Source organism: Falsiroseomonas oryzae, from assembly GCF_027856955.1.
Classification (GTDB): domain Bacteria; phylum Pseudomonadota; class Alphaproteobacteria; order Acetobacterales; family Acetobacteraceae; genus Falsiroseomonas; species Falsiroseomonas oryzae.
The window spans coordinates 1-24,065 of the sequence record NZ_JAPSMD010000036.1 but is presented as its reverse complement, the minus strand read 5'-3'; the positions used below and the strand labels follow the sequence as shown (position 1 = coordinate 24,065).

The 24,065-nt window shown below is 70.5% G+C and carries 34 protein-coding genes and 1 tRNA gene; 13 read left to right on the top strand and 22 right to left on the bottom strand.

Features of this window, described 5'->3' with window-relative positions:
* The 12 genes from OZN99_RS06385 to OZN99_RS06330 form a co-directional block, all read right to left on the bottom strand.
* Positions 1–493: DUF669 domain-containing protein (locus OZN99_RS06385; protein WP_270934354.1), on the bottom strand; the 493-nt coding region annotated here is incomplete at its 3' end.
* A 3-nt stretch (positions 494–496) separates the two neighbouring features.
* Entirely contained in the window at positions 497–1,288 is a 792-nt protein-coding gene (locus OZN99_RS06380; RefSeq protein ID WP_270934353.1) for an ATP-binding protein, read from the bottom strand.
* The gene (locus OZN99_RS06375; RefSeq protein ID WP_270934352.1) at positions 1,288–1,473 is read right to left on the bottom strand and encodes a hypothetical protein; all 186 of its coding nucleotides are present in this window, start codon (positions 1,471–1,473) and stop codon (positions 1,288–1,290) included. Before OZN99_RS06375 ends, OZN99_RS06380 begins: the two co-directional genes overlap by 1 nt.
* A complete protein-coding gene (locus OZN99_RS06370; RefSeq protein ID WP_270934351.1) occupies positions 1,473–2,039 on the bottom strand; it encodes a hypothetical protein in 567 nt (188 codons plus the stop codon). Before OZN99_RS06370 ends, OZN99_RS06375 begins: the two co-directional genes overlap by 1 nt.
* Positions 2,036–2,164 carry a hypothetical protein gene (locus OZN99_RS06365; protein ID WP_270934350.1) on the bottom strand — a complete coding sequence of 43 codons (129 nt, stop codon included), beginning with the start codon at positions 2,162–2,164 and terminating at the stop codon, positions 2,036–2,038. Before OZN99_RS06365 ends, OZN99_RS06370 begins: the two co-directional genes overlap by 4 nt.
* The gene (locus tag OZN99_RS06360; protein ID WP_270934349.1) at positions 2,161–2,598 is read right to left on the bottom strand and encodes a hypothetical protein; all 438 of its coding nucleotides are present in this window, start codon (positions 2,596–2,598) and stop codon (positions 2,161–2,163) included. The genes OZN99_RS06365 and OZN99_RS06360 overlap by 4 nt, the downstream gene beginning before the upstream one ends.
* The gene (locus OZN99_RS06355) at positions 2,595–3,065 is read right to left on the bottom strand and encodes a hypothetical protein (protein WP_270934348.1); all 471 of its coding nucleotides are present in this window, start codon (positions 3,063–3,065) and stop codon (positions 2,595–2,597) included. The genes OZN99_RS06360 and OZN99_RS06355 overlap by 4 nt, the downstream gene beginning before the upstream one ends.
* Positions 3,049–3,804, bottom strand: coding sequence for a hypothetical protein (locus tag OZN99_RS06350; protein WP_270934347.1), 756 nt, complete (start codon positions 3,802–3,804; stop codon positions 3,049–3,051). The genes OZN99_RS06355 and OZN99_RS06350 overlap by 17 nt, the downstream gene beginning before the upstream one ends.
* On the bottom strand, positions 3,804–4,046 hold the full coding sequence (locus tag OZN99_RS06345; RefSeq protein ID WP_270934346.1) for a helix-turn-helix transcriptional regulator: 243 nt from the start codon (positions 4,044–4,046) through the stop codon (positions 3,804–3,806). Before OZN99_RS06345 ends, OZN99_RS06350 begins: the two co-directional genes overlap by 1 nt.
* Positions 4,043–4,636 (bottom strand): sigma factor, encoded by a 594-nt coding sequence (locus OZN99_RS06340; protein WP_270934345.1) that lies wholly within the window; start codon positions 4,634–4,636, stop codon positions 4,043–4,045. The genes OZN99_RS06345 and OZN99_RS06340 overlap by 4 nt, the downstream gene beginning before the upstream one ends.
* 180 nt (positions 4,637–4,816) lie before the next feature.
* Positions 4,817–5,935: a hypothetical protein gene (locus tag OZN99_RS06335; protein ID WP_270934344.1), complete on the bottom strand. Its 1,119-nt coding sequence runs from the start codon at positions 5,933–5,935 to the stop codon at positions 4,817–4,819.
* A complete protein-coding gene (locus OZN99_RS06330) occupies positions 5,895–7,091 on the bottom strand; it encodes a hypothetical protein (protein WP_270934343.1) in 1,197 nt (398 codons plus the stop codon). Before OZN99_RS06330 ends, OZN99_RS06335 begins: the two co-directional genes overlap by 41 nt.
* Positions 7,092–7,450: 359 nt before the next feature.
* Between OZN99_RS06330 and OZN99_RS06325 the strand changes: the two genes are divergently transcribed.
* From OZN99_RS06325 to OZN99_RS06315, 3 genes are read left to right on the top strand one after another with little or no spacing between them, the layout of a single operon-like run.
* Positions 7,451–7,951, top strand: a complete 501-nt coding sequence (locus tag OZN99_RS06325) for a DUF2924 domain-containing protein (RefSeq protein ID WP_270934342.1) — start codon at positions 7,451–7,453, stop codon at positions 7,949–7,951.
* A complete protein-coding gene (locus tag OZN99_RS06320) occupies positions 7,948–9,300 on the top strand; it encodes a recombinase family protein (RefSeq protein ID WP_270934341.1) in 1,353 nt (450 codons plus the stop codon). The genes OZN99_RS06325 and OZN99_RS06320 overlap by 4 nt, the downstream gene beginning before the upstream one ends.
* On the top strand, positions 9,297–9,680 hold the full coding sequence (locus OZN99_RS06315) for a hypothetical protein (protein WP_270934340.1): 384 nt from the start codon (positions 9,297–9,299) through the stop codon (positions 9,678–9,680). The genes OZN99_RS06320 and OZN99_RS06315 overlap by 4 nt, the downstream gene beginning before the upstream one ends.
* A gap of 159 nt (positions 9,681–9,839) precedes the next feature.
* Here OZN99_RS06315 and OZN99_RS06310 read toward each other — a convergent pair whose 3' ends face one another.
* A complete protein-coding gene (locus OZN99_RS06310; protein WP_270934339.1) occupies positions 9,840–10,490 on the bottom strand; it encodes a hypothetical protein in 651 nt (216 codons plus the stop codon).
* A 128-nt stretch (positions 10,491–10,618) separates the two neighbouring features.
* Here OZN99_RS06310 and OZN99_RS06305 point away from each other — a divergent pair, with 128 nt between their 5' ends.
* The 3 genes from OZN99_RS06305 (at position 10,619) to OZN99_RS06295 (ending at position 11,391) form a co-directional block, all read left to right on the top strand.
* Positions 10,619–10,819 (top strand): hypothetical protein, encoded by a 201-nt coding sequence (locus tag OZN99_RS06305; protein ID WP_270934338.1) that lies wholly within the window; start codon positions 10,619–10,621, stop codon positions 10,817–10,819.
* Entirely contained in the window at positions 10,816–11,031 is a 216-nt protein-coding gene (locus OZN99_RS06300; protein ID WP_270934337.1) for a hypothetical protein, read from the top strand. Before OZN99_RS06305 ends, OZN99_RS06300 begins: the two co-directional genes overlap by 4 nt.
* Positions 11,032–11,100: 69 nt before the next feature.
* Positions 11,101–11,391, top strand: a complete 291-nt coding sequence (locus OZN99_RS06295) for a hypothetical protein (protein WP_333779723.1) — start codon at positions 11,101–11,103, stop codon at positions 11,389–11,391.
* A gap of 32 nt (positions 11,392–11,423) precedes the next feature.
* On the opposite strand, the gene OZN99_RS06290 is transcribed toward OZN99_RS06295, so the two are convergent.
* The 3 genes from OZN99_RS06290 to OZN99_RS06280 all read right to left on the bottom strand — a co-directional run bounded on the left by OZN99_RS06290 (position 11,424) and on the right by OZN99_RS06280 (position 14,524).
* A protein-coding gene (locus OZN99_RS06290; RefSeq protein WP_270934336.1) for an IS630 family transposase occupies positions 11,424–12,499 on the bottom strand; the annotation gives its coding sequence in 2 pieces (ribosomal slippage) (positions 11,424–11,999 and positions 12,002–12,499; 1,074 coding nt in all).
* Positions 12,500–12,825: 326 nt separating this feature from the next.
* A complete protein-coding gene (locus OZN99_RS06285) occupies positions 12,826–13,578 on the bottom strand; it encodes a hypothetical protein (protein ID WP_270934335.1) in 753 nt (250 codons plus the stop codon).
* On the bottom strand, positions 13,571–14,524 hold the full coding sequence (locus tag OZN99_RS06280) for a winged helix-turn-helix domain-containing protein (protein WP_270934334.1): 954 nt from the start codon (positions 14,522–14,524) through the stop codon (positions 13,571–13,573). Before OZN99_RS06280 ends, OZN99_RS06285 begins: the two co-directional genes overlap by 8 nt.
* Positions 14,525–14,671: 147 nt before the next feature.
* Here OZN99_RS06280 and OZN99_RS06275 point away from each other — a divergent pair, with 147 nt between their 5' ends.
* From OZN99_RS06275 to OZN99_RS06260, 4 genes are all read left to right on the top strand, one after another.
* Positions 14,672–14,905 (top strand): hypothetical protein, encoded by a 234-nt coding sequence (locus OZN99_RS06275; RefSeq protein ID WP_270934333.1) that lies wholly within the window; start codon positions 14,672–14,674, stop codon positions 14,903–14,905.
* A gap of 162 nt (positions 14,906–15,067) precedes the next feature.
* Positions 15,068–15,400, top strand: coding sequence for a GYD domain-containing protein (locus tag OZN99_RS06270; protein ID WP_270934332.1), 333 nt, complete (start codon positions 15,068–15,070; stop codon positions 15,398–15,400).
* A gap of 233 nt (positions 15,401–15,633) precedes the next feature.
* The gene (locus tag OZN99_RS06265; protein WP_270934331.1) at positions 15,634–16,830 is read left to right on the top strand and encodes an aminotransferase class I/II-fold pyridoxal phosphate-dependent enzyme; all 1,197 of its coding nucleotides are present in this window, start codon (positions 15,634–15,636) and stop codon (positions 16,828–16,830) included.
* A 57-nt stretch (positions 16,831–16,887) separates the two neighbouring features.
* A complete protein-coding gene (locus OZN99_RS06260) occupies positions 16,888–17,832 on the top strand; it encodes a sulfotransferase domain-containing protein (RefSeq protein WP_270934330.1) in 945 nt (314 codons plus the stop codon).
* A gap of 399 nt (positions 17,833–18,231) precedes the next feature.
* Here the strand turns inward: OZN99_RS06260 and OZN99_RS06255 are convergent.
* Positions 18,232–18,321 (bottom strand) — tRNA-Ser (locus OZN99_RS06255).
* A 275-nt stretch (positions 18,322–18,596) separates the two neighbouring features.
* On the opposite strand from OZN99_RS06255, the gene rplU reads away from it, so the two are divergent.
* The 3 genes from rplU (at position 18,597) to obgE (ending at position 20,285) form a co-directional block, all read left to right on the top strand.
* Positions 18,597–18,914 carry a 50S ribosomal protein L21 gene (rplU, locus tag OZN99_RS06250; protein WP_270934329.1) on the top strand — a complete coding sequence of 106 codons (318 nt, stop codon included), beginning with the start codon at positions 18,597–18,599 and terminating at the stop codon, positions 18,912–18,914.
* Between the two features lie 26 nt (positions 18,915–18,940).
* Positions 18,941–19,210, top strand: coding sequence for a 50S ribosomal protein L27 (rpmA, locus tag OZN99_RS06245; RefSeq protein WP_270934328.1), 270 nt, complete (start codon positions 18,941–18,943; stop codon positions 19,208–19,210).
* A gap of 73 nt (positions 19,211–19,283) precedes the next feature.
* A complete protein-coding gene (obgE, locus tag OZN99_RS06240) occupies positions 19,284–20,285 on the top strand; it encodes a GTPase ObgE (RefSeq protein WP_270934327.1) in 1,002 nt (333 codons plus the stop codon).
* 10 nt (positions 20,286–20,295) lie between these two features.
* Here obgE and OZN99_RS06235 read toward each other — a convergent pair whose 3' ends face one another.
* The 5 genes from OZN99_RS06235 to OZN99_RS06220 form a co-directional block, all read right to left on the bottom strand.
* Complete coding sequence (locus tag OZN99_RS06235) at positions 20,296–20,895, bottom strand: nitrile hydratase subunit alpha (protein WP_270934326.1); 600 nt, start codon at positions 20,893–20,895, stop codon at positions 20,296–20,298.
* Positions 20,895–21,185 carry an SH3-like domain-containing protein gene (locus tag OZN99_RS33430; RefSeq protein WP_333779722.1) on the bottom strand — a complete coding sequence of 97 codons (291 nt, stop codon included), beginning with the start codon at positions 21,183–21,185 and terminating at the stop codon, positions 20,895–20,897. Before OZN99_RS33430 ends, OZN99_RS06235 begins: the two co-directional genes overlap by 1 nt.
* On the bottom strand, positions 21,182–21,481 hold the full coding sequence (locus OZN99_RS33425) for a nitrile hydratase (protein ID WP_333779721.1): 300 nt from the start codon (positions 21,479–21,481) through the stop codon (positions 21,182–21,184). The genes OZN99_RS33430 and OZN99_RS33425 overlap by 4 nt, the downstream gene beginning before the upstream one ends.
* A gap of 10 nt (positions 21,482–21,491) precedes the next feature.
* Complete coding sequence (locus OZN99_RS06225) at positions 21,492–23,540, bottom strand: fused MFS/spermidine synthase (RefSeq protein WP_270934325.1); 2,049 nt, start codon at positions 23,538–23,540, stop codon at positions 21,492–21,494.
* Positions 23,537–24,065, bottom strand: a 529-nt coding sequence (locus OZN99_RS06220) for an SH3 domain-containing protein (RefSeq protein ID WP_333779720.1), incomplete at its 5' end; no start/stop codon positions are given. The genes OZN99_RS06225 and OZN99_RS06220, both read right to left, overlap by 4 nt.

Here is a 24,065-nt window from a genome sequence, read left to right as displayed (position 1 = left end):
CGGCGCGGGCGGCGGGAGCAGGCGCTGCGGCCGCGGGGCGCGGCGCGGCAGCGGCAGCACGGGGCGTGGCGGTGCTGGCATTGGCCGCCGAGTAGCCGGCCACCTTATTCCGCGCCTCCCGGTGCACGCCGTATTTGTCGGGACCGGCCGGCTCGACCTTCAGCGTCACGATCAGCGGCTTGAAGTGCAGCTGCTCGCTGTCGCTGACATGCACCTGGCCCACCGCGTGGCAGATGGCCGACAGCGTGCGCTGTGCGATCTCGACCGTCTGCTCGTTGCGGTTCACCAGGTTCAGCTGGTCGAAGATCTTCCGGCGAGCGGCGGGGCCCTCCAGGACCTCGAACACCAGCTTCAGATACTGCCCATCACCGGCCTTGGTCGGCAGCATCTCGCTCTCGATCAGATGCGCGAGGTACTTCCCGGGCGGCAGCACCTCGAGCGGGACGGCGGGGGCGACCTCAGTCGCATCGAAGGTTCCGTTCAGCGAGGCCATGGCTCAGCTCCGGGCTGCGGTGGTGGAGGCGGGGGCGGCGCCGGGCGGCGTCGCGTAGAAGGGGATGCCGGCGGCGAGCTCGGGCCAGGACAGCGGCAGCGTCTCCGGCAGGCCGAAGCGGTTCTTGGCCAGGAAGGCCGGGCGCTCGGCGGTGTGCAGCAGGCGGTCGCCGCCGCTCACGCCGCGCACCACCTTCTTGTTGAAGCCGACATCCGACTTCAGCGTGCTGACCCGGTAGTTTGCGAAGAGCACGGCATCGACATGCTCCTGCACCAGCGCGGAGGCGCCGCGGTGCAGCTTCGGCTGGTAGCGGTCGTAGGGTTCGGTCTCGGGGCTGTCGAAGCGCCGGATCTCGGCGTGCGCGATCAGGATCACGCCCATGCCGCGCTCGTCGCGCAGCGCGTTCACGCCGTCGAGGAAGCTGCGCCAGGTGTCGAGCGCGGCGAGGTAGCCCTTGCCGTAGCCGAAGGACTCGATGTCCGGCTGGTTGTGCGCCTGCGCTGTGTGCTGCCAGACCAACGGCTCCAGCCAGTCGAGGCTGTCGAGCACCACGGTCTGGTGGTCGTGCTCCTCCGTGTAGAGGCTGCCGAGCGCCTCCATCACCGCGTCGAAGCTGCGCAGCAGTCCGAAGGTCGCGGCGTCGATCCGGCCGAGCCCGTCCTCGGTCTGCAGGAACACCGGGTTCGGTGCATCGGCGGCGAGCTGGGTCTTGCCGACGCCGGCCACGCCGTAAACCAGGATCCGCGGCGGGCGCGCGTCGGCACCGCGCCGGAGCGATGCGAGGGAGATCGCCATCAGTGCGGCTCCTTCGGCGTGCGGGGCTTCGCCTTGATGACGTCGACCTTGATGTCGCCGCCGGCGCGCGCCACCGCCTCGGCGAAGGCGTCGAGGGTCGGCTCGAAGGCGGCCACGTCCTTGGCGCGGGCGATTGCGTCCCCTTCGAGGGGAATGACGGCCTGAATGCGGAGTTCGTGCGCCATCACGCGGCGTCCTTCTGTTCGAGGGTGTAGGAGGGACGGCCGGTGGCGACGGTGCGCGCCGGCTCGAAGACCGCACGGATGCGCGGCGGCCACGCCGCGAAACGGCTCTCCGGCACGCGGATCTCGGTGGTGACGTAGTCGGCGGGGTCTTCGCCCCACGACACGATGGTGGCGACCGCCGCGGCCAGCCTCGGCTGATCCCACGCCGCCTTCTTAGGAAGGTCGGCGACGACCACGAAGGAATCATCGGCGATGCGGATGCGGCCGGTGTCCTTGCCCTCGGCGCGCCGCGCCGCCGCAGCCGCGTCTCCGTAGCGGGCGTGCAGCGCGTCGTGCAGCAGGTCGGCGAGGTGCTTGGCGTCGGCCTTCAGCGCCCCGACCTCTTCCAGCAGCAGCGCCAGATGATCGACGGGCAGGCGTGCGGCCTGCGCAGCGTCCATCTCGCGCAGCTGCGCCAGAGTGGTTCGGTTGGTCATGCTGGTCCTGTCGGTGGTGATGGTGCCCGGCTGGATGGGCGATGCCGGCGGCCGGGCGGGCGCGGGCATCGGCATGGGGAAGGCGCTCATCGGAAGGTCACCAGCTCGGCGACCCAGCAGAGCGCGATGAACCCGCCGGCCAGCAGCAGGCCGCCGGCCAGCGTGCGGAGCGCGTCGCCGATCACGCGCAGCCGGTGAGCGGTGCGCGGGGTCACGACGTCACCTCGGCGATGGCGTCGGACGGCGGCAGCGGCCCTTCCTCGGCCTCGCGCGCCCGGCGGGCGCGCTCGCGATCGGCATCGGGTTCCATGCAGCGCACGCTGCGCCGCACGATCTCGATCCAGACATGCAGCGGCAGCACCACCATCGGCGTCGCGCGGTCGCGCCAGAGGAACAGCGCGTCGTTGCGGCCGAGCCAGCGCTCCAGCGTCTTGAAGCCGTCGCCCTCGCCGCGCGCCTTGACCTCGGCCTTCAGCGGCTCGGCGCCGCGGACATAAAGATCGACGTCGGCACCGTTGCCGCGGTACCGGACGGCGCCGGACAGCGGGACACGCTCGGCATGGATGCCGCACTTCACATGGATGTCGACGATGGCGCGCTCGCGGCGCAGGCCCTTGTCGCGGGAGGACTTGCCCATGGCCGGCCTCACGCCGCCTTCCGGTGCGTCTGCATGATCCGGCTCAACCGGCGCAGCAGGCCGCCGCGGCGGATGCAGTCACCGCCATGGTCGATCAGGTACTTCCCGGCCTCGTCGATCTCGTGCGGCTGGACGTGGCTCGGCAGCAGCGGGACGAACGCGTTGCGGCTGGGCACGAACACCTCGCCGCGCCCGATCTGCTCCACCGTCGCGCGGGCATCCGGCGGGAACATCTCCATCTGCTCTGCGCGCAGGCCCTCGGCGTGGTCGGCGCTTTCGGCGCTGCGCTTGAGCTCGTCCCGGATCAGCTTGTTCAGCGCGGTCGACAGCACCACGCCGAAGAGCTGGTCGTCCCGGCGGATCTCGTCCGCGGCGTTCCGCACGACCTGACCGACGATGGCCGGCACGCTGCCGCGGTGGTGGACGCTGAGGCGAGCTTCGCGGATCAGCGTCCGCATGCGTTCATGCGGCGTGGTCATGTTCGTTCTCCAGGGCGTTGATCCAGAGCGGCAGCCGCCGCAGCGCCTCACGCGCCTCGCCACGCAGATCGGCGAGCAGGGCGCGCGGGCTGCGGCCGGCGAGCGAGGCGAAGTCGACGGGCAGGGTCGCCACGGTGAGGACGGCAGCTGTGAAGTCGGCCCAGTCGGCGCCGATGGGCGTGACCTTCGGCTGCTCAGGCGGCGGGGCAGGACGCTTGGTGCGGGTCGGAAGCGGGCCGAGCGTGGCCTCCAGCGCGCCGCGGACGGCACCGCGCAGCCCGGCCATGGTCGGCGGCGCGCCCTCAGCGCGGGACTGCGCGAAATAGGCCTCCATCGCGGCCTTCCCGGCTGCTTCCGCCTGGCCGGCGCGATCGCCCGCCATCGCCGTCACGGTCGCGGACACGCCGGCCAGCTCCTCGTATCGGGCCGCCGCCGCGGTGCTGAGGCCGGCTTCGGCGAGCGCCTGGGCCTTCGTCACCTGGTTCTCAGCGCTGGGAAGCAGGCGGCCGTGCTCGCCACGTCGCCGCTCGGCGGCTTCGATGTCGCGGCTCAGTTCACCGATGCGGACGCAGGCGCGCAGGTGGATCTCGCGCACCCAAACCTCGAGGTCGCGGTCGTCGCGCTGACGGGCATAGGCGGCGAGCGCCGCGGCCTTGTCGCGGATCTCCGAGGCCTCATCGATGCGGGCGCATTCCGCCAGCGCCGTGCGGGCCTGCTCGTAGCGGACAAGGGCAGCCATCAGGCGGTCGCCTTGGCCAGCGCGGCCGGATCGCGCGCCTGCGCCGCCTCGAAGGCCTCGACGTCTTCCAGGCGATAGACGATGCGACCGCCCAGCTTCAGGAAGGCGGGCCCCTGGTTCAGGTAGCGCCAGCGCTCGAGGGTGCGGATCGACAGCCCCCAGCGATTCGCGAGGGCGTGCTGGTCAAGGTGGCGAACCAGCCCGCCGCCGCGCTGCGCTCCAATGTCATGGTGCCTGCTCATGCTGGGCACCTACCGGTCGACATCGAATTCTGTCGGGGTCCGGCGACATAGATGCGCAGGCCCGCCTCATCGGCGCGCTTCCGGAGACGGCGGGCGTTCTCGTAGAGGGACGAGCGGTGGGTGCCCGCCTGCGCCGCGGCCAGGCGGATGTTCGGCGCCGCCATGATCGCGCAGCACCGCTGCAGGGCAGGCGACAGGCTCCCGACGAAGCGGCGCAGATCGATGGCCAGACCGTGTTCCAGCTCGCCCGGCGCAGCCGGATCCGGGAGGGTGTCGGCCAGGATGCTGCCGTCAGGGCCGTCGACCGGATCGTCGATCCCGACCTGCCGCCGCTCCGCCTGCGCCTGCTGTGTAGAGGCGGTCAGGCTGGCCGCGCGGTGCGCGATGATCCGGTCAGCGAAGGTGGGGAAACTCGCCCGGTTGGGATCGAAGGCCGGGCATCGACGCCAGAGATCGAGGAAGAGGTCCTGCGCGATGTCCTCGGCATCCATGCCGCGGATCCGGCCGCTGCGGGCCAGGCGCTTCGCCGTGCTGCGGATGTGCTTGAGGGTGCGGGGTGCCAGCACCGCGTCCCGGGTGGTCTGCTCCATGAGAAGTCGCCGTCGATCGAGGACGGGCTCGCGGCCCGATCGATGGCGACCGGCGAAAATTCACCAGGGAGGCTGTGGAAGCGTGGGCGGGCATGGGGCTTCTGCGGAGAAGCCCAGGGGATTCATGGCGCCGTTAGCGGAGAAAAAAGTGCAGATGGCGGGAGGCAGGCCGGTGAAAATTCACCGGCGGCGTCGTTCAGCAAGGTCCCGCAACCATCGCTCACGCTCCTGCTTGGGGCGTTCGTCACGGACGACGAAGGCAGCGACGTAAGCCTGCTGGCGCGCGTCCCAGGCGATGGGATCCGACACGATGCGGAAGGTCTCCTGAAGGTGCCGAGAAAGGGCTTCCTTCTGTTTCCGCGCGCGAGCAGGAATGGCACGGCCGTCGATCTTGAGGATACCGCCGTTCATCGCCAGGAGCATGAAGAAGGTCCAGGCCGCGATTGGCTTCGCGTTTTTGGCGCTGCGCATGTCGAAATCGCCCGGATCCATCTGCCGTGACACACCGGGGGCCGTGCAGATGACGGTTTCGCTGCTGGTGCAGCGCAGCGTCACTTGTCCCCATGTTGTTCCCGGCGGCAGCGCAACGCGTGGACCGGACCGCGCAGCCCCCAGGCGGGCCTGCAGCGCCGCCCGTACGTCGTGCAGCAGGATATCAATAGGCTGGGCGAGCTGCAGCACGCCGGCGCGCTCAATGAGAACAATGTCGCTGAGAGGGATCACGTGGTGCCCCTGCTCCGACAACCGTGCGCGCAGGGGCCGGCGCAACGATGTCGCCGTCGGCACCAGCAGGACCGCGCGCTCGCTACCCAGCCCGCCTTCGCGAAGATCGTCGAACTGGATGCCATCCATCGGACCTGGCGCGACCAGCATCACCGGGGCGGCGACACCAGCAGCGATGGCGTGTTCGCCGAGCAGAGCTACACGGTTGGAAGCCGGAGGCGCGCCGGCCATCTGGACGTCGAACGCCGCGGCCAGGGCGTGCCGCAGACGGACGAAGTCGACCTGCAGAATGTCGGTGTCCACGGGCTGCAGGTCGAGCGGATCGCATCGCCCCGTCGCGGACCTGCAAACGGCGCGCAGCGCACCGCCCGCCGACTTGATCACAGCACGCGGACAACCATCGTCGCCCGGGGAGGGACAGTCGATCGCCGTTACCCGGCGCCCCGTCGCACGCAGGAACGTCTGCGCCAGGGGCAACTCCGCACCGAGCCTCGTCGTCCAGTCGCGCCGATCCGTGGCAGCGCCGGGAAGCGCATCAAGCGCTTTCCAGAACCGCGGTAGCGGCTTCATCGTCATCGACACCCTGGCTCGAGGGGATGAAGCCGCGCGCACGCAGCCAGCGCTCGATGAGTTCGCTGTCGTCGTTGCGCTCGTAGCGTGCGATCCCTGGGGGGCGGATGGTGACGGCCCGCTCCCTGGCGGAACCTTCGAACTCCACCTTGAAGGTGGCGCTGTTCAACCGTCCGCCCGCAAGACCCTGCATGTTGTGGTCGGCGAGCACCGCAAAGATGTCCTCGGCCTTGCGCGTCTCCATCTCGCGATGCACGCCGCCCCAGTAGCGCCGGTATTCGACGAGCCGCACGCTCTCGATCCCGTCGATATCCTCGACGTTCAGCGCATCCCGGCCGTCTGCGATGAGGGGAGCCAGGGTGAACCGCCCTGACGGCGGGAAATGATCCTCGCCGGAGAACAGGTGCCGCCCGAGCGTTCGCAGGTAGAGGTTGCGCTCGCCCTTCGTGCTGGCATGCACCCCGACATCGCCGCTCCGCTCATCGTAGATGAGCACGTCGTGCCGCTGCGGCCGATAGAACTCGGTCCCGACGCCGCCATCGTCCTTCTGGCTGGCCTCCCGGCGCATGGGTTGCCCGTGCCGAACCAGGATCCAGGTCATCGGCGAATGCCTGATGACGAACATCCGGCAGCCGCGGCCCCGCCTGTGACTCTCGAACCAGTCGTCGAACTCGCGCTCCAGGCGCTGGCGCAGCTCGGCGTCGATGTCGGGGAACGCGCCGCGGACCGGCTGGGTTGGACCGAAGTACTCGAAGTTCTGCTGGCGCATCGCGATGGCTTCAGCATGGTGTGCGCGGACCACCTCGGGTGCGGCCCGCCACACATCGATGGCCAGATCGATCGGCGTCGCCGCGGGGTCGTCGGTCACGGCCAGCCCACGTGCGCGGACGGCGGTCAGCAGCTGGTCCATGTCGTCCGCCCTGGCGGTCTCATGCACATAATAGAGGGCATCGACCATATCGGCCGGCGTGGCGGCATCCGGTCGCATCAGGATCTCGGCGAGCGCGGCGTAATCGAGCTCCATCGGCGGCGAGGCGGGAAATTCGAAGCCGCGGCCGTGCAGGTAGTCGCGCCAAGGCGCCATGAATGCCGCGAGCCGCGCGGGCGCGATGCTCCGAAGCCGATCGGGATCGGCGAACTTCCTGGGATTGAAGGATGCCATGGGGCTCTACCGGGGCTGGGGGACACCGACGATTAAGCGGGATTGAGAGTAGTCAGTGTTCCTCTTTTGTTCAAGACCAGCTACGCGGCTACCCCGACAGATCTCGGGCGGCCTGGGTAGGTGCGGAGGGTGCCGCGAATCCCGACCGAGATGCAGCCATTGCCCCCTCCGTCCTCCCCGAATCCCCACCTCCCGCCCCACCTCCGCGAGGTCTGCGACCTCCTCGCCCGCGGCCTGCTGCGGCTCCGCAGCCGCGCTGCCGAGGAAGCTGCGCGCGACGGCGCGGACCAGGGAGACCGGTTGCTACACTTCCCGGCCACCGAACGCCTGCATGCGAACCGGACCAACCGGAGACCCGCATGACCAAGAAGACGAAGACCCAGGCCGCGCCGGCGTTCACCGCCCCCGCCATCCCGCCCGTCGACGTGCTCGGCCGGCTCGCCGCCCTGAAGACCGCCGCCACGCCCGCGCTGAAGCAGCAGTGGCGGGAACTCTTCGGCACCGAGCCGCCGCCCTACAACCGGCGCTTCCTGGAGAGCCGCCTGGCTTACCGCGTGCAGGAATTGGCCTATGGCGGGCTTAAGCCCGAGACGCTGGCGCGGCTCGAGGCGCTGGGTGAGCAGCTCGACGGCGGGAAGATCACCGTCCGCCGCATGCGCGGCGACGACAAGCCGATCGCCGGCACGCAGCTTATCCGCGAGTACCAGGGCGTGGAGCACGTCGTGACCGTCACGCGCGCCGGCTTCGAGTACGGCGGCCAGCCCTACCAGTCGCTGTCCGCCATCGCCCGCGCCATCACTGGCACGCGGTGGAACGGGCGGGTGTTCTTCGGGCTGCGCCCGAGCCGGAGCGCGGCATGAAGCGCGACGCGAAGCCGTCCGGCGCCGTGCCGGCGACCGTGCGGAAGCTCCGCTGCGCGGTCTACACGCGGAAGTCGAGCGAGGAAGGCCTCGACATGGAGTTCAACTCCCTCGACGCCCAGCGCGAGGCCTGCGAGGCCTTCATCGCCAGCCAGCGCGCCGAGGGGTGGGTGCTGGTGCGCGACCGCTACGACGACGGCGGCATCTCCGGCGGCACTCTAGAACGCCCCGCCCTGAAGCGCCTGGTCGCCGACATCCAGGAGGGGCTGGTCGACGTCGTGGTGGTCTACAAGATCGACCGCCTCTCCCGCTCGCTGGTCGATTTCACAAAGCTCGTCGAGGTGTTCGACGCGAACAACGTGACCTTTGTGTCTGTCACTCAGTCCTTCAACACGACCACCAGCATGGGGCGGCTGACGCTGAACATCCTGCTCAGCTTTGCCCAGTTCGAGCGAGAGGTGATCGGGGAACGCATCCGCGACAAGGTCGCGGCGTCGCGCAAGCGGGGCATGTGGATGGGCGGCTACGTGCCGCTCGGCTACGACGTGCGCGAGCGAAAGCTGGTGGTGAACGACGCCGAGGCCGCGCTGGTGCGGCGGATCTTCCAAGGCTTCGTCGAGACCGAGTCCTGCACCAGGCTGGTTCAGGCGCTGCGGGCCGAGGGCGCCACGACGAAGCGGGGCCGGCCGCTGACCAAGAGCGACGTCTACCGAATCCTGAGCAACCGCGTGTACCTGGGCGAGGCGGTGCACAAGGGCACGGCCTACCCCGGCGAGCACGACGCCATCGTCACCCAGGCGCTGTGGGACGCGGTGCACGCCGTGCTGCAGGTCAGCCCGCGGGTGCGGGTCAATCGGACGAGGAACACAACCGCGCCGCTGCTGCGCGGGCTGATCTTCGACAGCGACGGCCGCGCGATGTCGCCGAGCCACAGCCGGGGTCGGGGCGGGCAGATGTACCGCTACTATGTCAGCCAGGCGGTGCTGAAGGGCGGCGCGACGGAGCGGCCCGCGATCGCACGCCTCCCGGCCGGGGAGATCGAGGTGGCGGTGGTTGCCCAGGTCCGCGCGCTGCTGCGCCAGCCCGAGGTAGTGGTCGGCACCTGGCGGGCGGCCCGGGCGACGGCGCCCGACGTGACCGAGCAGGAGGTGCTGCATGCGCTGGAGCGGATCGAGCCGCTGTGGGATGAGCTCTTCCCCGCCGAGCGGGCGCGCATCGTGCGGCTGCTAGTGGACAGGGTCGACGTCCGGGCCGAGGGGGCCGCGGTGCGGCTGCGGCTGGACGGGCTCGGCAGCCTTGTGCGGGATCTGGCTGCCCAGGCGCCCGAGGCGGGGAGGGCCGCAGCATGAACGACGCGCCGCAGACCCTCACAGTGGTCATCCCGCTCTCGGTGAAGCCGCGTGGCGGTCGGAAGGCGATGGTCACGCCCGGCGTGCTCGCGCTGGAGCGCCGGCAGGACATCACGCTCATCAAGGCTGTGGCGCGAGCCTTCCGGTGGCGCCGCATGCTCGAAGCAGGACACTACGCCACGGTGAAGGAACTGGCCGCAGCGGAGAAGATCAACGCCTCCTACGTCTCGCGCGTACTGCGGCTGACGCTGCTGGCGCCGGACATCGTCGAGGCGATCCTGGGCGGGCGGCAGCCGGAGGGGATGACGCTGCCGGGGCTAATGAAGCCGTTTCCGGTGGAGTGGAAAGGGCAGCGCAGCTGCTTTGATCGCAGCGTTTGAACGTTTGTTCATCATGTCGACGTTCGGGTGGCCCGTTTAGTTCCGCTGGGCGTGCGCAGTCCGAACTTACGCGCTCATGCACCAACGCGCCTTCACCGCCCGCCGGCGCTGCAGGCGACGGCTGCACCGGCCCGGCGAAGTGCCGGGCCAGCCTGCCGATTAGAACAAGTCGACGCTGTTGGTGGCGAAGCGGACGATCCCGTCGCCGAAGCCGAACTCGAACTCCTCACCCGTGATGATGCGGCCATCAACCACCACGTCGTCGCCCGAGTCGACATTGCTGGCGCCGACCGAAATGCCGCCTCGGAACGTCGCCTCGTAGGGCGTGTCATGGGACGTGGCGCCCCCGACCAGTACGTCCTCACCGACGGTGCCCAGCTGGCTGACGCCCCAGCTAAAGCTCTCAATGTGGATTTGATCCTTGCCGACGGTAGCCGACTGCGCGATGGTGAGGTCGCCGTGATCATCGCCATCGCGATTTCGCACATGCGGCCCGCCGCCGGTGCCGACGACGATGTCGGACTTGCCATCGCCTGAAACGTCGCCCTGGCCATCCACCCGCGCCCAGGCGAGCACGGTGACGCCGTGGTTCAGCGCCACGGGAGCCGCACCGTCCCCGATCACGTCGCCCGCGGCCACCGAAACCCCACCGGTCGTCTCCGACGCGGCGCCGTCCTCGCCCTCTTCCGCTTCGCTCATGCGCCGAACGTTCACGTACTTGTACTCGGGGTCATTCGCGCCTGCCGTAGGGGCCTGCCCTTCGGCCTTCAGCTGGCCCCTGATTCCCTCATACTCCATGTAGATCGGCATCGCTTCCCTCCGTTGCCTTGCGTGTTCGCGTCGCCCCCGCTGATGCGCGGCCGGCCGCCCCCTATGGATCGCCCAGCATCCGAAGCGGAACCCGCAGCTCTGCACGCGGCCCATGCGCCATTGCGTCCATGCAGGCGCCTGATGCAAAGGCGCGACAGGAGAAGCAGACCCAGATGATGCATGGCGGGGTGACTGAGCGGCCGACCATCGCGCGTCTGCCGGCCGGCGAGATCGAGGCGGCGGTGGTCGCGCAGGTCCGCGCGCTGCTGCGCCAGCCGGAGATGGTGGCAGGACCTGGCGGGCGGCGCGCGCCACGGCGACGGAGGTGACGGAGCGGAAGGTGCTGCGGGCGCTGGAGCGGATCGAGCCGCTCTGGGACGAGCTCTTCCCCGCAGAGCGGGCGCGCATCGTGCGGCTGCTGGTGGACCGGGTGGACGTCTGGGCAGAGGGAGCCGGGGTACGGCTGCGGCTGGACGGGCTCGGGAGCTTGGTGCGGGACTTGGCTGCTCAGGCGCCCGAGGCTGCGAGGACAGCAGCATGAGCGGCGCGGCCCAGACCCTGACCGTGGTCATCCCGCTCCGGGTGAAGCCACGGGGTTGGGTGCAAGACGATGGTCACGCCCGGCGTGCTGGCGCTGGAGCGTCGGCAGGACCTCACGCTAATCAAGGCGGTGGCGCGCGCGTTCCGGTGGCGGCGGATGCTGGAGTCCGGCCGCTTCGGGACCATCAACGAACTGGCCGCGGCCGAGAAGATCAACTCGTCCTACGTCTCGCGCGTACTGCGGCTGACGCTGCTGGCGCCGGACATCGTCGAGGCGATCCTGGGCGGGCGGCAGCCGGAGGGGATGACGCTGCCGGGGTTGATGAAGCCGTTTCCGGTGGAGTGGGAGCGGCAGTGCTGACTTTTTCATCGCGTGATTGCCTAATACCCGGCTTATGAAATCCTGACCGACCGCAGGTAGGCGTAATCGGTCAGGGATGCGACGCGGCCCCGGTCGTCGATGAGGCGGTTCCAGGCGTCGCAGCAGCCGTCGATGACGGCACCGAGGTCGGCGAAGAGGCGATGCGAGATGAAGCGCTCTCGCAGGTAGAGCCAGACGCGCTCGACTGGGTTCAGGTCAGGGCTGTAGGGCGGCAGGAAGACGAGGCTGACGTTGTCGGGCACTGCGATGTCCTTCGCCGTGTGCCAGCCTGCTCCGTCGAGCAGCAGGGCGACATGGACGCCCTCCGGCAGGCTCGCCCCGAAGCGCTGGAGGAAAGCGGCCATGGCGGCGGCGCTGGTCTCGGTCAGCACGAGGGCGAAGGCCTTGTCTGTGCCGGGCCGGACGGCGGCGTAGATCCAGGCCGAGGCATAGCGGCGGTCGATGATGCCGACCGGGCGGACGCCGCGCTCGAACCAGACCCGCGTGCCGCGCCCTTTCTGGCCGACGCGGGCCTCGTCCTGGCACCAGAGCTGCAACTCCTTGTCGGGATGACGTCGGGCGATCTCGCTCAGCGCGGCTGCAAGGCCCCCTTTTGGAAGCGCCGCTGCGCCGTTGTGTCGGTCAGCGGGTGTCGTGGCCGGGTCTTCTGCCAGGACAGCCCGAGCGACTTCACCAGCCGCAGCATGCCGCCCTTGCGGTAGACGACGCCGAAGCGCTCCTCGGCCAGGCGGCAGAGGTCGACCACCCGCCAGGCCGAGACGCCGTCGCGCTCCGGATCGGGGCCGCGGAGGATCAGCGCTTTGAAGGCCGCCTGCTGGCCGTCGGTCATCCGCGCCGGGCGGCCGGGACGCGGGGCGTCGCGCAGGCCATCAATGCCCTCGGCGTTGAAGCGGATCACCCAGTCCCGCAGCGTCTGGCGGTCCATCCCGGCAGCGCGCGCCGCCGCCTCCCGGCTCATGCCGTCCAGCGCGTTGGCCAGCGCTATCAGCCGCGCCGCCACCCGACCGTCGCTCTCTCGTCGGGCCAGGCGGCGCAGGTCCGCCGCCTCCAAGTCCGTCCGGATCGCCAGCGGCGCTCCCACCGTCATGCCCTCCGAGATACCGGAGGACACCGCATCACGCCCGCTCGTCTCGCACCCTACACAGGCGAGTCAGCATTTCACGAGCTGGGTATAATACCTTTTGGACTCGCATGCAGTGAATCTGGCAAGCTTTCTGCGGACCGCGGACGCTGCGCAACGAGGTCCAATATTGGCCACTGACCACGCTGCGTGACCGGCTGGTCAAGATCGGCGCCAGGATCGCCCGGCACGGCCGCTCGCAGGGGCGCGACGTGATGGTGCGGTGGATTGGATGGGTGACCGGCCTCTAAGAGTTGCCGTGAGCAGCGGCCGGAGTCATCACCCCGGCCGCGTCAAAGACCGCTTTGCTGGTGAATCAGGTCGGCATCGACACCCAGCAACGCGAACCGATCTGGGAACACGTGGCTAAATATCTCCAACGCCACGACGGCCGACTGCATGACGCGACGCAGGCCAAAGTCGAACATCGGCCCAGGTTCGTGCAGCATGATCTGTTTCATTAGACGATCCCCGTTTTCGCCGTCGGTGATGTCCATGCTGCCCGTGATGGCGCCCTCATTGGGATGGGCGCCGAAGTTGATCGCCTCGCCGTAAAGCGTCTTGTAGCGCTCGCCCATGCCCGCGTTGGCGGTCGCCACACTCCGGCGCACGCGCCCGGCCGCGAACTCGTCGCGCGCCCTCTGCTCGCCATCGGGCTCACTGCGGTTCAACAGGGTCACGCCGCGTTCCGGATCGCCCATGATATGGATGGCGTAGCCGGCGCATTCCAACAATGCGCGGCACATCAAGTGCGTTTCAACCGCCATACCTGCGCTCGCGTGCGCGACGGCCGTGCGGTAGGCGGAGTAGCATCGCAGGAACAGATGCGCCGCCAGGATGTCAGGCGGGTCGCGCCAATCCGTGATCATCCGCTCGAACAGCCCGTCGATGGCGCTGAAGCGAGCCCACGTGTCCGGCAGCCGCGCAAAGGTGGCCCATTGGTTCCCACGTACCTGATCGAGCCACTGCGTCAGCGCATCGCGGCCCCAGTTTGGCGGCGCGGGCCTGGGTGCGTTGTGCGGTTTGCTTTCGGGGCTCTCACCCATGCTTATCTCCACATGCTTGCGTCCCGCGGTAAGTGCTAACTAGCGGCTCGACAGCGCGGCGCAGCAGGTCCAGCGCGGTAACGCTGTCCGCCTTGGTGAACGCGTAGTGGTGCGGCAGCGCGCGCAAGTAGAGGTCGTACGCCACGAGGCTGCCCGTCGGCTTCGCGCTAGCGCGGCGGATCTCCGCCGCCCGCAGGCTCGGCTCCAGCGCGCCGGCCACCGCTTCCGTCACGTGATCCCGCAGCTCGAAGATGTCGTCGAGCGCCGCGTCGAAGCGTTCCGACCAGAGCTGCCGCCCGCTCTCCACCTCATCGAGTTGGCGGGCGATGCGCACCCGCCCGCCCGCCTTGCGCGCGCTGCCTTCCACCACGTAGCGCACGCCGAGCTCTCGCCCAACCTGGCGCACATCCACCGCGCGGCCCTTGTAGGTGAAGGCCGAGTTGCGCGCGATGACGAAGATCCAGCGGATGCGCCCGAGCGCCGAGGTGATCTCCTCCACCATGCCGTCGGCGAAGTAGTCCTGCTCGGGGTCCCCCGACATGTTGGCGAACGGCAGTACGACGAGGGAGGGGCGGTCCTCCGGCGGGGTCAGCGGCTCGGCGACCGGCGGCACTGCGGGCGCAGCGTCGACCGCGGCATCGAGCATGTAGCCGCGGCGCGGGATGGAACGCAGCACGTGGCCGTCCTCGTCGCCGATGGCGCGACGCGCCTCGCGCACTGCTTGGAAGAGGCTGTCCTCCGTGACGGTCACGCCGGGCCAGACTGCATCGAGCAGCGCGTCCTTGGACAGGGTCCGCCCGGCCTCGCACGCCAGGGTGCGCAGCAGGTCGAAGGGTTTTGGCGCAATCGGGACCTCGGCGCCGGCCGCGTTGCGCAGGCTGCCACGGCGGAGGTCGAACTTGACGCCCGCGAAGCGCAGCACCTCCCCCTCGGCCTTGTGCGCCATGCGCCCTGCCATCCGCCCGGATCTTCAGGGGATCATACACACGACATCGGCGGCAGGTCAGGCGGCGGTCAGGACGCGCGGCGGCGGCGCGGGCGATGGTTCGGCCATGCCCGGCGCGGTGCCGGGTCGCTGACAACGGAGACGACGGTGAGCGCGACGACGAACTTCTCCCCGATCCTGGCCCCGGTGGCGCCGATCCGCGCCACCTGGCGCCTGCGGCTCGCGGGCTGGCTGGCGCGGCTGGTACCGGCGCGCCGGCGCACGACGGACATCGCTCTGCCCGCCGGCCTCGGAACCCATCTGAGCCGAGACATGGGGCTGCCGGCCGACCGCTCGCTTGAGGACGGAGCGTGGGGCACCGGCGGGATGATGTGGCGCTGACAGGCGGGCGCGCTGTCGAAAAGCGGAAAATGCACGCGCCACGCCGAATTCGCCCCACGCGCGTCCGATGCACCTGTAGGGTGGTTGTAACCGTCATCGTGCGACGATCGCGGGGCGGGGCAATGCCGGGAGCAAGAAGACCAACCCCAGGGAGGGACGGCCATGCTGTTCAGCATCACCGCGAACTACACCCCGCAGGCCATCAATGCGCTGATGGCGAACCCCGACGCGAACCGCGCCGAGGCGATTAAGCGCCTGCTCGAGGCGGCCGGCGGCAAGCTGGTCTCCTTCTACAGCACGCAGGCGGAGGGCCCGGGCGTCCTGGTGATCTGCGACCTGCCAGACCTCGCCGCGGCAGCGGCGGTCGGCGGGGTCGCGCTGGCAGGAGGCGCGATCCACAACTACCGCCTCACGCGGCTGATGACGCCCGACGAGGTGAAGCCCATTCGCCAGAAGGCGGCGCAGCTCAAGGCAGCCTACGCGCCACCGTCGTAGCGCCGCCATGTGCGGAAGGCGGCCATGCGCCGCCTTCCTTCGACAGAGATCAGCCGCCAGCCGCGCACCGGGCCGAGAAGCTGGACCAATGCTGTGTGTCGTCGTCGGAGCGCCGATGCGTTGGCGACCTGATGAACCGGCTCGCTGCGAAGCGTCGCGCAGAGTCCCCCGCGCAAAACCTGCACAGGTATCTCGCGCTTGTCCGCGCGCGGCACAGCGGAAGGAGCCACGCCATGCCGATTGCCACCGTTTCCAGCCGCATGCTTTCAACGATCGAGGAGTCGGCGACGCTCACCGCCTTCGGGAAGCGGGTGCTTCAAGGGGGCCTTCCGCCTGACGCCTGCGACTTCATGTTCGGCAACCCGCAGGAGATGCCGATCCCCGGCCTGGTGGAGGCGCTGATCCGCCACGCCCAGCCGCAGGATGCGCATTCGCTTGGCTACATGCGCTACGAACCGGTGGCGCGTGCGGCCGTGGCAGCCTCGCTCAGCGCCGCGCGCGGCCGGCCTTACGAGGCGGCGGATATCGCGATCACCACTGGCGGCTTCGGCGCCCTGGCCAGCGCCATGCTGGCGGTGCTGGAGGTCGGCGAGGAGGTGATCTATCCGCGCCCCGGCTGGTTCTTCTATGCGGCGCTGACCCGCGGGTCGGCCGGCATCCCGGTGCCGGTGGACCTCGCGCCGGAAACCTTCGACCTCGACCTGCCCGCGATTGAGGCCGCGATCACGCCCCGCACGCGCATCGTGGTCGTCAACACGCCGCACAACCCCACGGGACGGATCTATCCGCGCGCGCAGCTCGACGCGCTGGCCCGTCTGTTGGAGCGTGAGTCGGCCCGGCACGGCAAGGTCATCTGGCTGCTGGCCGACGAGCCCTATGCCCGGATCCTGCTGGACGGCAACGCCCATGTCAGCCCGGCCGAGAGCTATGCGCACACCCTGATCGCCTATTCCTACGGCAAGACGCTGCTGGCGCCGGGCGAGCGGCTGGGCTGGCTGGCAGCGGGCCCGGCGATGCCGGAGGCCGACCGCGCCCTGCTGCGCCAGGCCGTGCCGACGGCGCAGGTCTCGCACGGCTATGGCTTCGCCGGGCGGGGCATCCAGCGGGCGCTGCCGGACCTCGAGAAGCTGTGCATCGACATCGCGGCCCTGCAACGCCGGCGCGACCGGATGATCGGCGCGATGCGCGAAGCCGGATACGACGTGCCGGTGCCGGAGGGCACCTTCTATCTGATCCCGCGCAGCCCGGTGCCGGACGACACAGCCTTTGCCGCGCGCCTGGCGGAGCAGGGTGTGTGGGTGCTCCCCGGCAGCCTCTGTGAGCTTCCCGGGCGGCTGCGCATCAGCCTGACGGCGAATGACGACATGGTGGAGCGCGCGCTGCCCGTCTTCGCGCGCACGATCGCCGAGGTACGGGCGCGGGCTGGCTGACGCCTGGAGAGTCCGTGGTGAAGTCCATCGCTGCACCGCCGAGACGGAGACAACCGCATGACGCCCAAGCTCCTGCGACCGGCGAGCCGGGAGTACCGGTCCTGGATCCATGACAGCCGACGGCTGGACGCCTACCGGCCCCGCGCCGACGACATCTTCATCGCCACCTTCCCCAAATGCGGCACAACCTGGACCCAGCGCATCGTGTCCATGCTGGTGTTCCGCTCACCCGAGCCGCGGCCGATCAACGACGTGTCTCCATGGCCCGAGATTGCGACGCGCGGGCCGATCGAGCCGGTCATCGCTGCCATGGAGGCGCAGGAGCACCGTCGGTTCATCAAGTCCCATCTGCCGCTGGATGGCCTGCCGTTCTTCGAGGGCGTGAAGTACATCCACGTCGCGCGTGACGGCCGCGACGCGTGCCTGTCCTGGCACGATCACCTGACCGGCTACACGCAGGAGATTCTGGCGCGGTTCGATCGCGTTGGCCTCGATGACCCGGCGATCGGGCGCCCGCACCCGCGCCCGCTCGCCGACCCGCGCGCCTTCTTCCGGGAGTGGCTGGCGCATGGACCGGACCAGGTGGCGCCGGACTTCTTCGCCTTCGAAAGGACGTGGTGGGACGGTCGCAGCTTGCCGGATATCCTCCTGGTCCACTACGCCGACTTGAAGGCCGACCTCGCCGGCGAGATGCGCCGCATCGCGGACTTCCTCAGCATCACCATCCGCGACGACCTCTGGCCAGCGCTGGTCGGCGCAGCGGACTTCGAGGCCATGAAGCGCGACGGAAAGCGGCTGCTGCCCACCGCAGAGCAGCAGTTTGAGGGAGGAGCGGATCGCTTCCTCTACAAGGGCATGAACGATCGGTGGCGCGGCCTGCTGACCGAGGATGACCTCGCCTCGTACGACGCGAAGGTGCGCGAGCAGTTCACGCCGGGGCTCGCTGCCTGGGTGGATGGCGGCAGGCGTGCGGCGGGAGATCCGCGCGACATCCCGGATTGAGCGAAGATTGCTCTGCCGGGACCGCGCTTCCGACTACCGCGGCAAGCCGCTCGTCCCTGCCCGCTGGTTGACGGGTAAACCGGACGGCAAGGCGATGCGCTCTGCTACTTTCTATGTGGCTATGTCAGGATCAATATTCGCGCTCGAAGTACGGATTTCGGGCAAGTCGAGTTCGAACCAAAGCAAGCGCCGACCGCGCTGAAATCGGCGTTTTACCTAGGTTTTTGAGTTCCGTACTAAATCGGCCAAGTCAGGAGGTCCGGAGAGAAATGGCCCTCGGGGAGCGATTCTCCGTCGTTTCCGCGTCCGGCCAGTCAACAGGTCTGCCGTGAAAACCCCGAGAAACCTGCCACCCAGCGCGGCGGTCAGTGCGGCGGAGAGCGCGGCTCGTATGGGAACTGGCGGAGAGGGTGGGATTCGAACCCACGGTCCGCTTGCACGGACTTCGGTTTTCGAGACCGACGCGATCGACCACTCTGCCACCTCTCCGCAGGTGGGACGCGCGGTATAGAAGGCGGGCTGGAGCGTTGCAACACGCCGGGCGCGGCGGCCCGCAACACGCTCGTTACCGCGCCAGGCCGTTGACTCCGCCGCTGGCCCACCGCTATACGCCCCGCTCTCCGGCAGGTCCCGCGGCCCGCCGGCGGTTGTGTTTGGCCCAGGTTCAGCCCGTCGGGGCGGCCGGGTCGTCACTGCCGCAGATCACCCGGGCCCCTGGCCCAGACCGACACGAAGCACCGGACCCCGAAAGCCCGAGCGCGACCATGACCTACGCAGTGATCCGCACCGGCGGCAAGCAGTACCGCGTCACCCCCGACGCCGTGCTGACCGTCGAGAAGCTCGAGGCCGAGCCCGGCGCCACCATCACCTTCCACGACGTGCTCGCCATCGGCACCGACGCCGGCCTCACCGTCGGCGCGCCGACCGTGCCGGGGGCTCGCGTCACCGCCACCGTCGTCGAGCAGTCGCGCGGCGACAAGGTGCTGATCTTCAAGAAGCGCCGGCGCCAGAACAGCCGCCGGAAGAACGGCCACCGCCAGCACCAGACCGTGCTGAAGATCGCCGAGATCGCGGCGGCCTGACCCAGACCTGACGGGAGCATCCCACCATGGCACACAAGAAGGCAGGCGGCTCCTCGCGCAACGGGCGCGATTCCGCCGGCAAGCGCCTCGGCGTGAAGCTGTACGGCGGCCAGGTCGTGAAGGCCGGCAACATCATCGTCACCCAGCGCGGCACGAAGATGCGCCCGGGCACCAACGTGCTCGTCGGCCGCACGCACTCGCTGCACGCCACGGTGGACGGCACCGTGAAGTTCGAGCGCAAGGCCGAAGGCCGCGTGCACGTCTCGGTCATGCCGCTGCCGGCCGCCGCGGAGTAAGGCTCTCCCCATACGGGCAGCCGGGACGGGGGCCGCAAGGCCCCCGTTCTGCGTTCCGGGGAACAGCGAACCCATGAAGTTCCTCGACGAAGCCAAGGTCCATCTCAAGGCCGGCGACGGCGGCGACGGCGTCGTCGCCTTCCGGCGCGAGAAATACATCGAGTTCGGCGGCCCCGACGGCGGCAACGGCGGCAAGGGCGGCGACGTGGTGATCGAGGCCGTGGACGGCCTTAACACGCTGATCGACTACCGCTACGCGCAGCACTTCCGGGCGCGCAAGGGCGGCAACGGCGCCGGTTCCGACCGCACCGGCGCGGCCTCCGACGACGTGGTGCTGAAGGTGCCCGTCGGCACGCAGGTCTTCGCCGAGGATCGGGAGACCCTGCTCGCCGACCTCACGCAGGTCGGAAGCCGCGTCGTGCTCTGCCGCGGCGGCGATGGCGGCTTCGGCAACGCGCACTACAAGTCCAGCACCAACCGCGCGCCACGCCGCGCCGACAAGGGCCATCCGGGCGAGGAGCGCGCGGTCTGGCTGCGCCTCAAGCTGATCGCCGATGCCGGGCTGGTCGGGCTGCCGAATGCCGGCAAGTCCACCTTCCTCGCCGCCGTCTCCGCCGCGCGGCCGAAGATCGCCGACTACCCCTTCACCACGCTGCACCCCCAGCTCGGCGTGGTGCGCCCCGACGCCTCCACCGAGTTCGTGCTCGCCGACATCCCCGGGCTGATCGAGGGCGCGCATGAGGGTGCCGGGCTCGGCGACCGCTTCCTCGGCCATGTCGAGCGCTGCGCCGTGCTGCTGCACCTGGTGGACGGCACGCAGCCCGACCCGGCCCGCGCCTACGAGACGGTGCGCGCCGAGCTCGAAGGCTACGGCAACGGCCTGTCGGAGAAGCCGGAAATCGTCGCGCTCAACAAGGCCGATGCGATGACGCCGCAGGCCCGCGCGTCGCGGCTGAAGGCGCTCTCGCGCGCCGCGGGCCGGCCGGTGCTGCTGGTCTCCGGCGCCACCGGGGAAGGGGTGCCGGAGGTGCTGCGCGCCCTGCAGGCGATGATCGCGGAAGGCCGCCGCGCCTGACGCACGCGGCTCAGGCCGCCGCGCGCTCCGCCACCATCGGCAGCGTCACGCCCACCAGCGCGTCGCGCGTGACAAGGGAAGCCAGGCGCGTCTCGTCCCAGCCCTCGGTCCCGGCGGGGCGCTGCGGCAGCACCATCCAGCGGTAGTCCGCGGTGCTGTCCACCACGCGCAGCTCCATCCCGTCCGGCAGCACGGTGCCCCATTCCGCCAGCACGCCGCGTGGGTCGCGCACGGCGCGGGCTCGGTAGGCGGCCGACTTGTACCAGTGAGGCGGATAGCCCAGCACCATGCGCGGGTAGCAGGAGCACAGCGTGCAGACCACCAGGTGGTGCAGCGTGTCGGTGTCCTCCAGCACGCCGAGAGGCGGCGCGCCGGCCATGGAGACGCCCATCTGCTCCGCCGCCGCGCTGCCGTCGCGCAGCAGCAGCTCGCGATAGGCCGGATCGGTCCAGGCGCGCGCCACCATGCGCGCGCCGATCTCCGGGCTCGCGCGGTCGGTGCGCGCGATCTGCTCCGCGATCTCCTCCTCCGTCACCACGCCTTGCGCCTTCAGCGCGGCGACGAAGCGCTCCAGCAGCGCGATGCTCTCGGGGCCAGGCGGCGCGGCCATCAGGCGTCCTCCCGCGGTTCGAGCCAGTGCTCGAAGATCTCGACCAGCAGCGTGTCGCCCGCTGCGCCCTCGTTGAACAGGCCGGGCTGCGCGAAGCGCACGTGATACAGCGGCACGCGCGGGGCGGGTCGGGCGAAGGCCAGGTCCTCCGGGTTCGGGAAGGCGCCGAGCGGGCGCTCCACCACGCCGTCCAGGCCGCGCAGGTAGTGCGGCGTGCGGATGTGGCAGGGACCGCGCAGCTCCGGGAAATCGCGCTTCACGCGCACGGGCGTGCCGGCTGCGAACCTCATGGTTTCAGTGCCTCCGCCGGCACCACGCCCTTCTCGACCATGATGCCGGAGATGGAGCGCAGCCAGCGCTCGTAGTAGCCGAGCGCGTGGTACTCGGCCTCCGGAATCGCCTCCACGCCGCGCCGCAACTCGTCCACGCTCATCAGGCCCTTGCGCGCCAGCAGCTGGCGCAGCGCGTCCACGCGCTTGCCGAAGGCGTCGGGTGGCGCGGCGTCGTCAGGCTCCACCGGCGTGCAGCGAAAGCGCGGCGCGCCGCCGAGGTCATGCGTTGCGGGTGGGGGAGCGTCGTCCTGCATGGCATCCACCTTAGCGCAGTCCTCGCCAGTTCAACGCGGAAAGCAGGTCCCAGCGGTCGTCGCGCCAGGGCCGCGGCGCCGGCTCCGGCGCCGTCCAGCCCTCTGCCGCAAGGCGTTCGACCAGGCCCGCGTCGCGCGTCACGGCGACCCAGACCGAGGGCGTGCCGGCCGGGTTGGCGGAGAACATCAGCGCGGTCGCGCCGACCTCCCGCGCGGCGGCGGCGACCAGGGGCGGCAGGTCGAAATTGCCGTTGCTGACATGCACCACCAGCGCGCCGTCCGGGCGCAGGCGCTCGAGATACATCGCCGTCGCCTCGGCGGTGGCCATGTGCACGGGGATGGAAGCGCCGGAATAGGCGTCGATCACGATCAGGTCGAGCGAGGCGGGCGCGCGCGCCTGCAGCCGTATCCGCCCGTCGCCCAGTTCCACCGGCGGTTCGCCGCATTCGCGCAGGAAGGTGAACCAGTCGCGTGCCGTGGCGATCACCGCCGGCGAGATCTCGATGAAGGACAGCCGCAACGAGTCGGAGCCGTAGCAGGCCATGGTGCCCGGCCCGAGGCCGACCATCGCCGCCTCCATCGGTGGCGCGCCGGCGCCGCGCAGCGCCTGCATCGCGGCGATCAGCCGGCCGGCCCCGGCTTCCCGGTGGTAGTAGCTGGACGGTTCCAGCCGGCGCGCGGGATCGCGCCACTGGTAGCCGTGCAGGGTGCGGCCATGCGCCATCAGCAGCCGGTCCGCCTCCTGCTGCACCTTCACCGTGCCGTAAAAGTCGCGCGCATAGGCCAGCGCCGGCTTGCCGCGCCAGGCGCCGAGGAAGGGCGCCGCCGCCATCAGCGCCGCCACCGCGCCCCACACCACCCAGGATTGCCGCGGCCGCCCCATGGCCGGCAGCAGGCACAGCAGGGCGAGCGCGAAAGGATACTCCAGCGTCCGGTCCAGCACCGCGGGCGCGACCACCGCATTGGCCAGGCCCCCCAGCGCGCCGCCCAGCGAGATCAGCAGGTAGAAGCCCGTGAGCTGCGACGGCTCCGGCCGCAGCAGCGCCAGGCGGCCATGCGCCAGCACGCCCGCCGCGAGCAGCCCGCCTACGTGGATGGCGACGCCGAGCGTCTGGTGGCGGGCGCTGATCACCGGCCCGATCGCCTCGGCCACCAGCGGCAGCAGCAGGATGACGACCGCGACGAGGCCCCAGCGCGCCGCGGCCTCCGGCCGCCAGAAGGCGATGATCCAGCTGAGCAGGTAGGCCGCCAGCGGCAGCACCCACAGCAGCGGCAGGGGCGCGATGCTGACCGTGACGTGCTCCGTCACGCCGAGCAGCAGGCTGGAGGGCAGCGCCGCGAGCAGCACCCAGGTCACGCGGCGCCGCCAGTCCGGTGCCGCCGCGGCAGCCTGCGGCATGGCCCCGACTGCAGGCGAGGGGACCGTGTTGGCGCCGCGCTGCGCCAGCCAGGCGCAGAGCGCCAGGCCGAGGCCGCAGGCGGCGAAGCCCCACAGCCACAGCCGCCCCTGCGCGCTGAGCGCCAGGTTAGGCTCCAGCAGCAGCGGATAGGCCGCCAGGCCGAACAGGCTGCCGCCGTTGCTGACGGCGTAGAGCCACCAGGGCGGCTGCCCAACGGCACGCGCGTACCAGGCCTGCAGCGCCGCTGCATTGCCGCCCAGCGCGAGCACCGCCGGGCCATAGCCCGCGGCCAGCGTCGCCAGCACGTCGAAGGTCGGGCCGAGCCCGGTTTCGCGCGGCGTCGGCGTCAGTGGCAGCAGCGCGGCGCCGATCGCGGCCAGCGCGACGTGTATCGCCGCGGCCACCGGCGGGCCGAGCCGCGTGGTCGTCAGGTGGAACAGCAGGCTGCCGGCCAGCAGCCCGACCTGGAAGAACAGCATCACCGCGGTCCAGACCGCGGCGCCGCCGCCGAAGGCGGGCAGCAGCGCCTTGCCCAGCATCGGCTGCACCGCGAAGAGCAGCGCGGCGGAGACGGCGACCGTGGTTGCGAAGGCGACCACGGCGGCGCGGGCGGGGCGTGCGGATTCGGCGAGCGCCCCCGGGCGCGCGACGTGGGTCACCGGATCTCCTCCTCCGCCCCGACGCCCCAGACCTCGGCGCGTCGCAGATAGCCGCGATGGCCGGCGACCTGCACCTCGCACCAGGTGCTGGCCGCCTCGCATTCGCGGATGCGCGCGATGACGCCGCCGCGCAGCCGCGCCACGGCGGAGGCGCCCTCCTCCGGCCGGCGGCGCAGCGTCGTCTCCGGCGCGTTGGCCGGGGGGCGCACCAGGACGGTGCGGCGGCCGGCGAGCGTGGACTGATGCACCCAGCCTTCCGCCCCGTCCACGTCGCGGATGCGGCGCCAGACCTGGAACTCGCCGATGATCTGCACGGGCAGGTCGCGGCGCTGGAAGGTCCACTCGATCGGGAAGGTGGTGTTGGGTCCGACCCGCATGTTGACCTGGTCGGAGCGCAGCGAGGCGAAGCGCGGCAGCGGCAGCCCGCTCACCTGCCCGACGCTGGGCTGCGGAGGGGGCGGCGGGGCCGGCGGTTGCGCCGGTTCCGGCGCGCGATTGGCTGCGGCGGCGGCCCCGGCGGCGGCG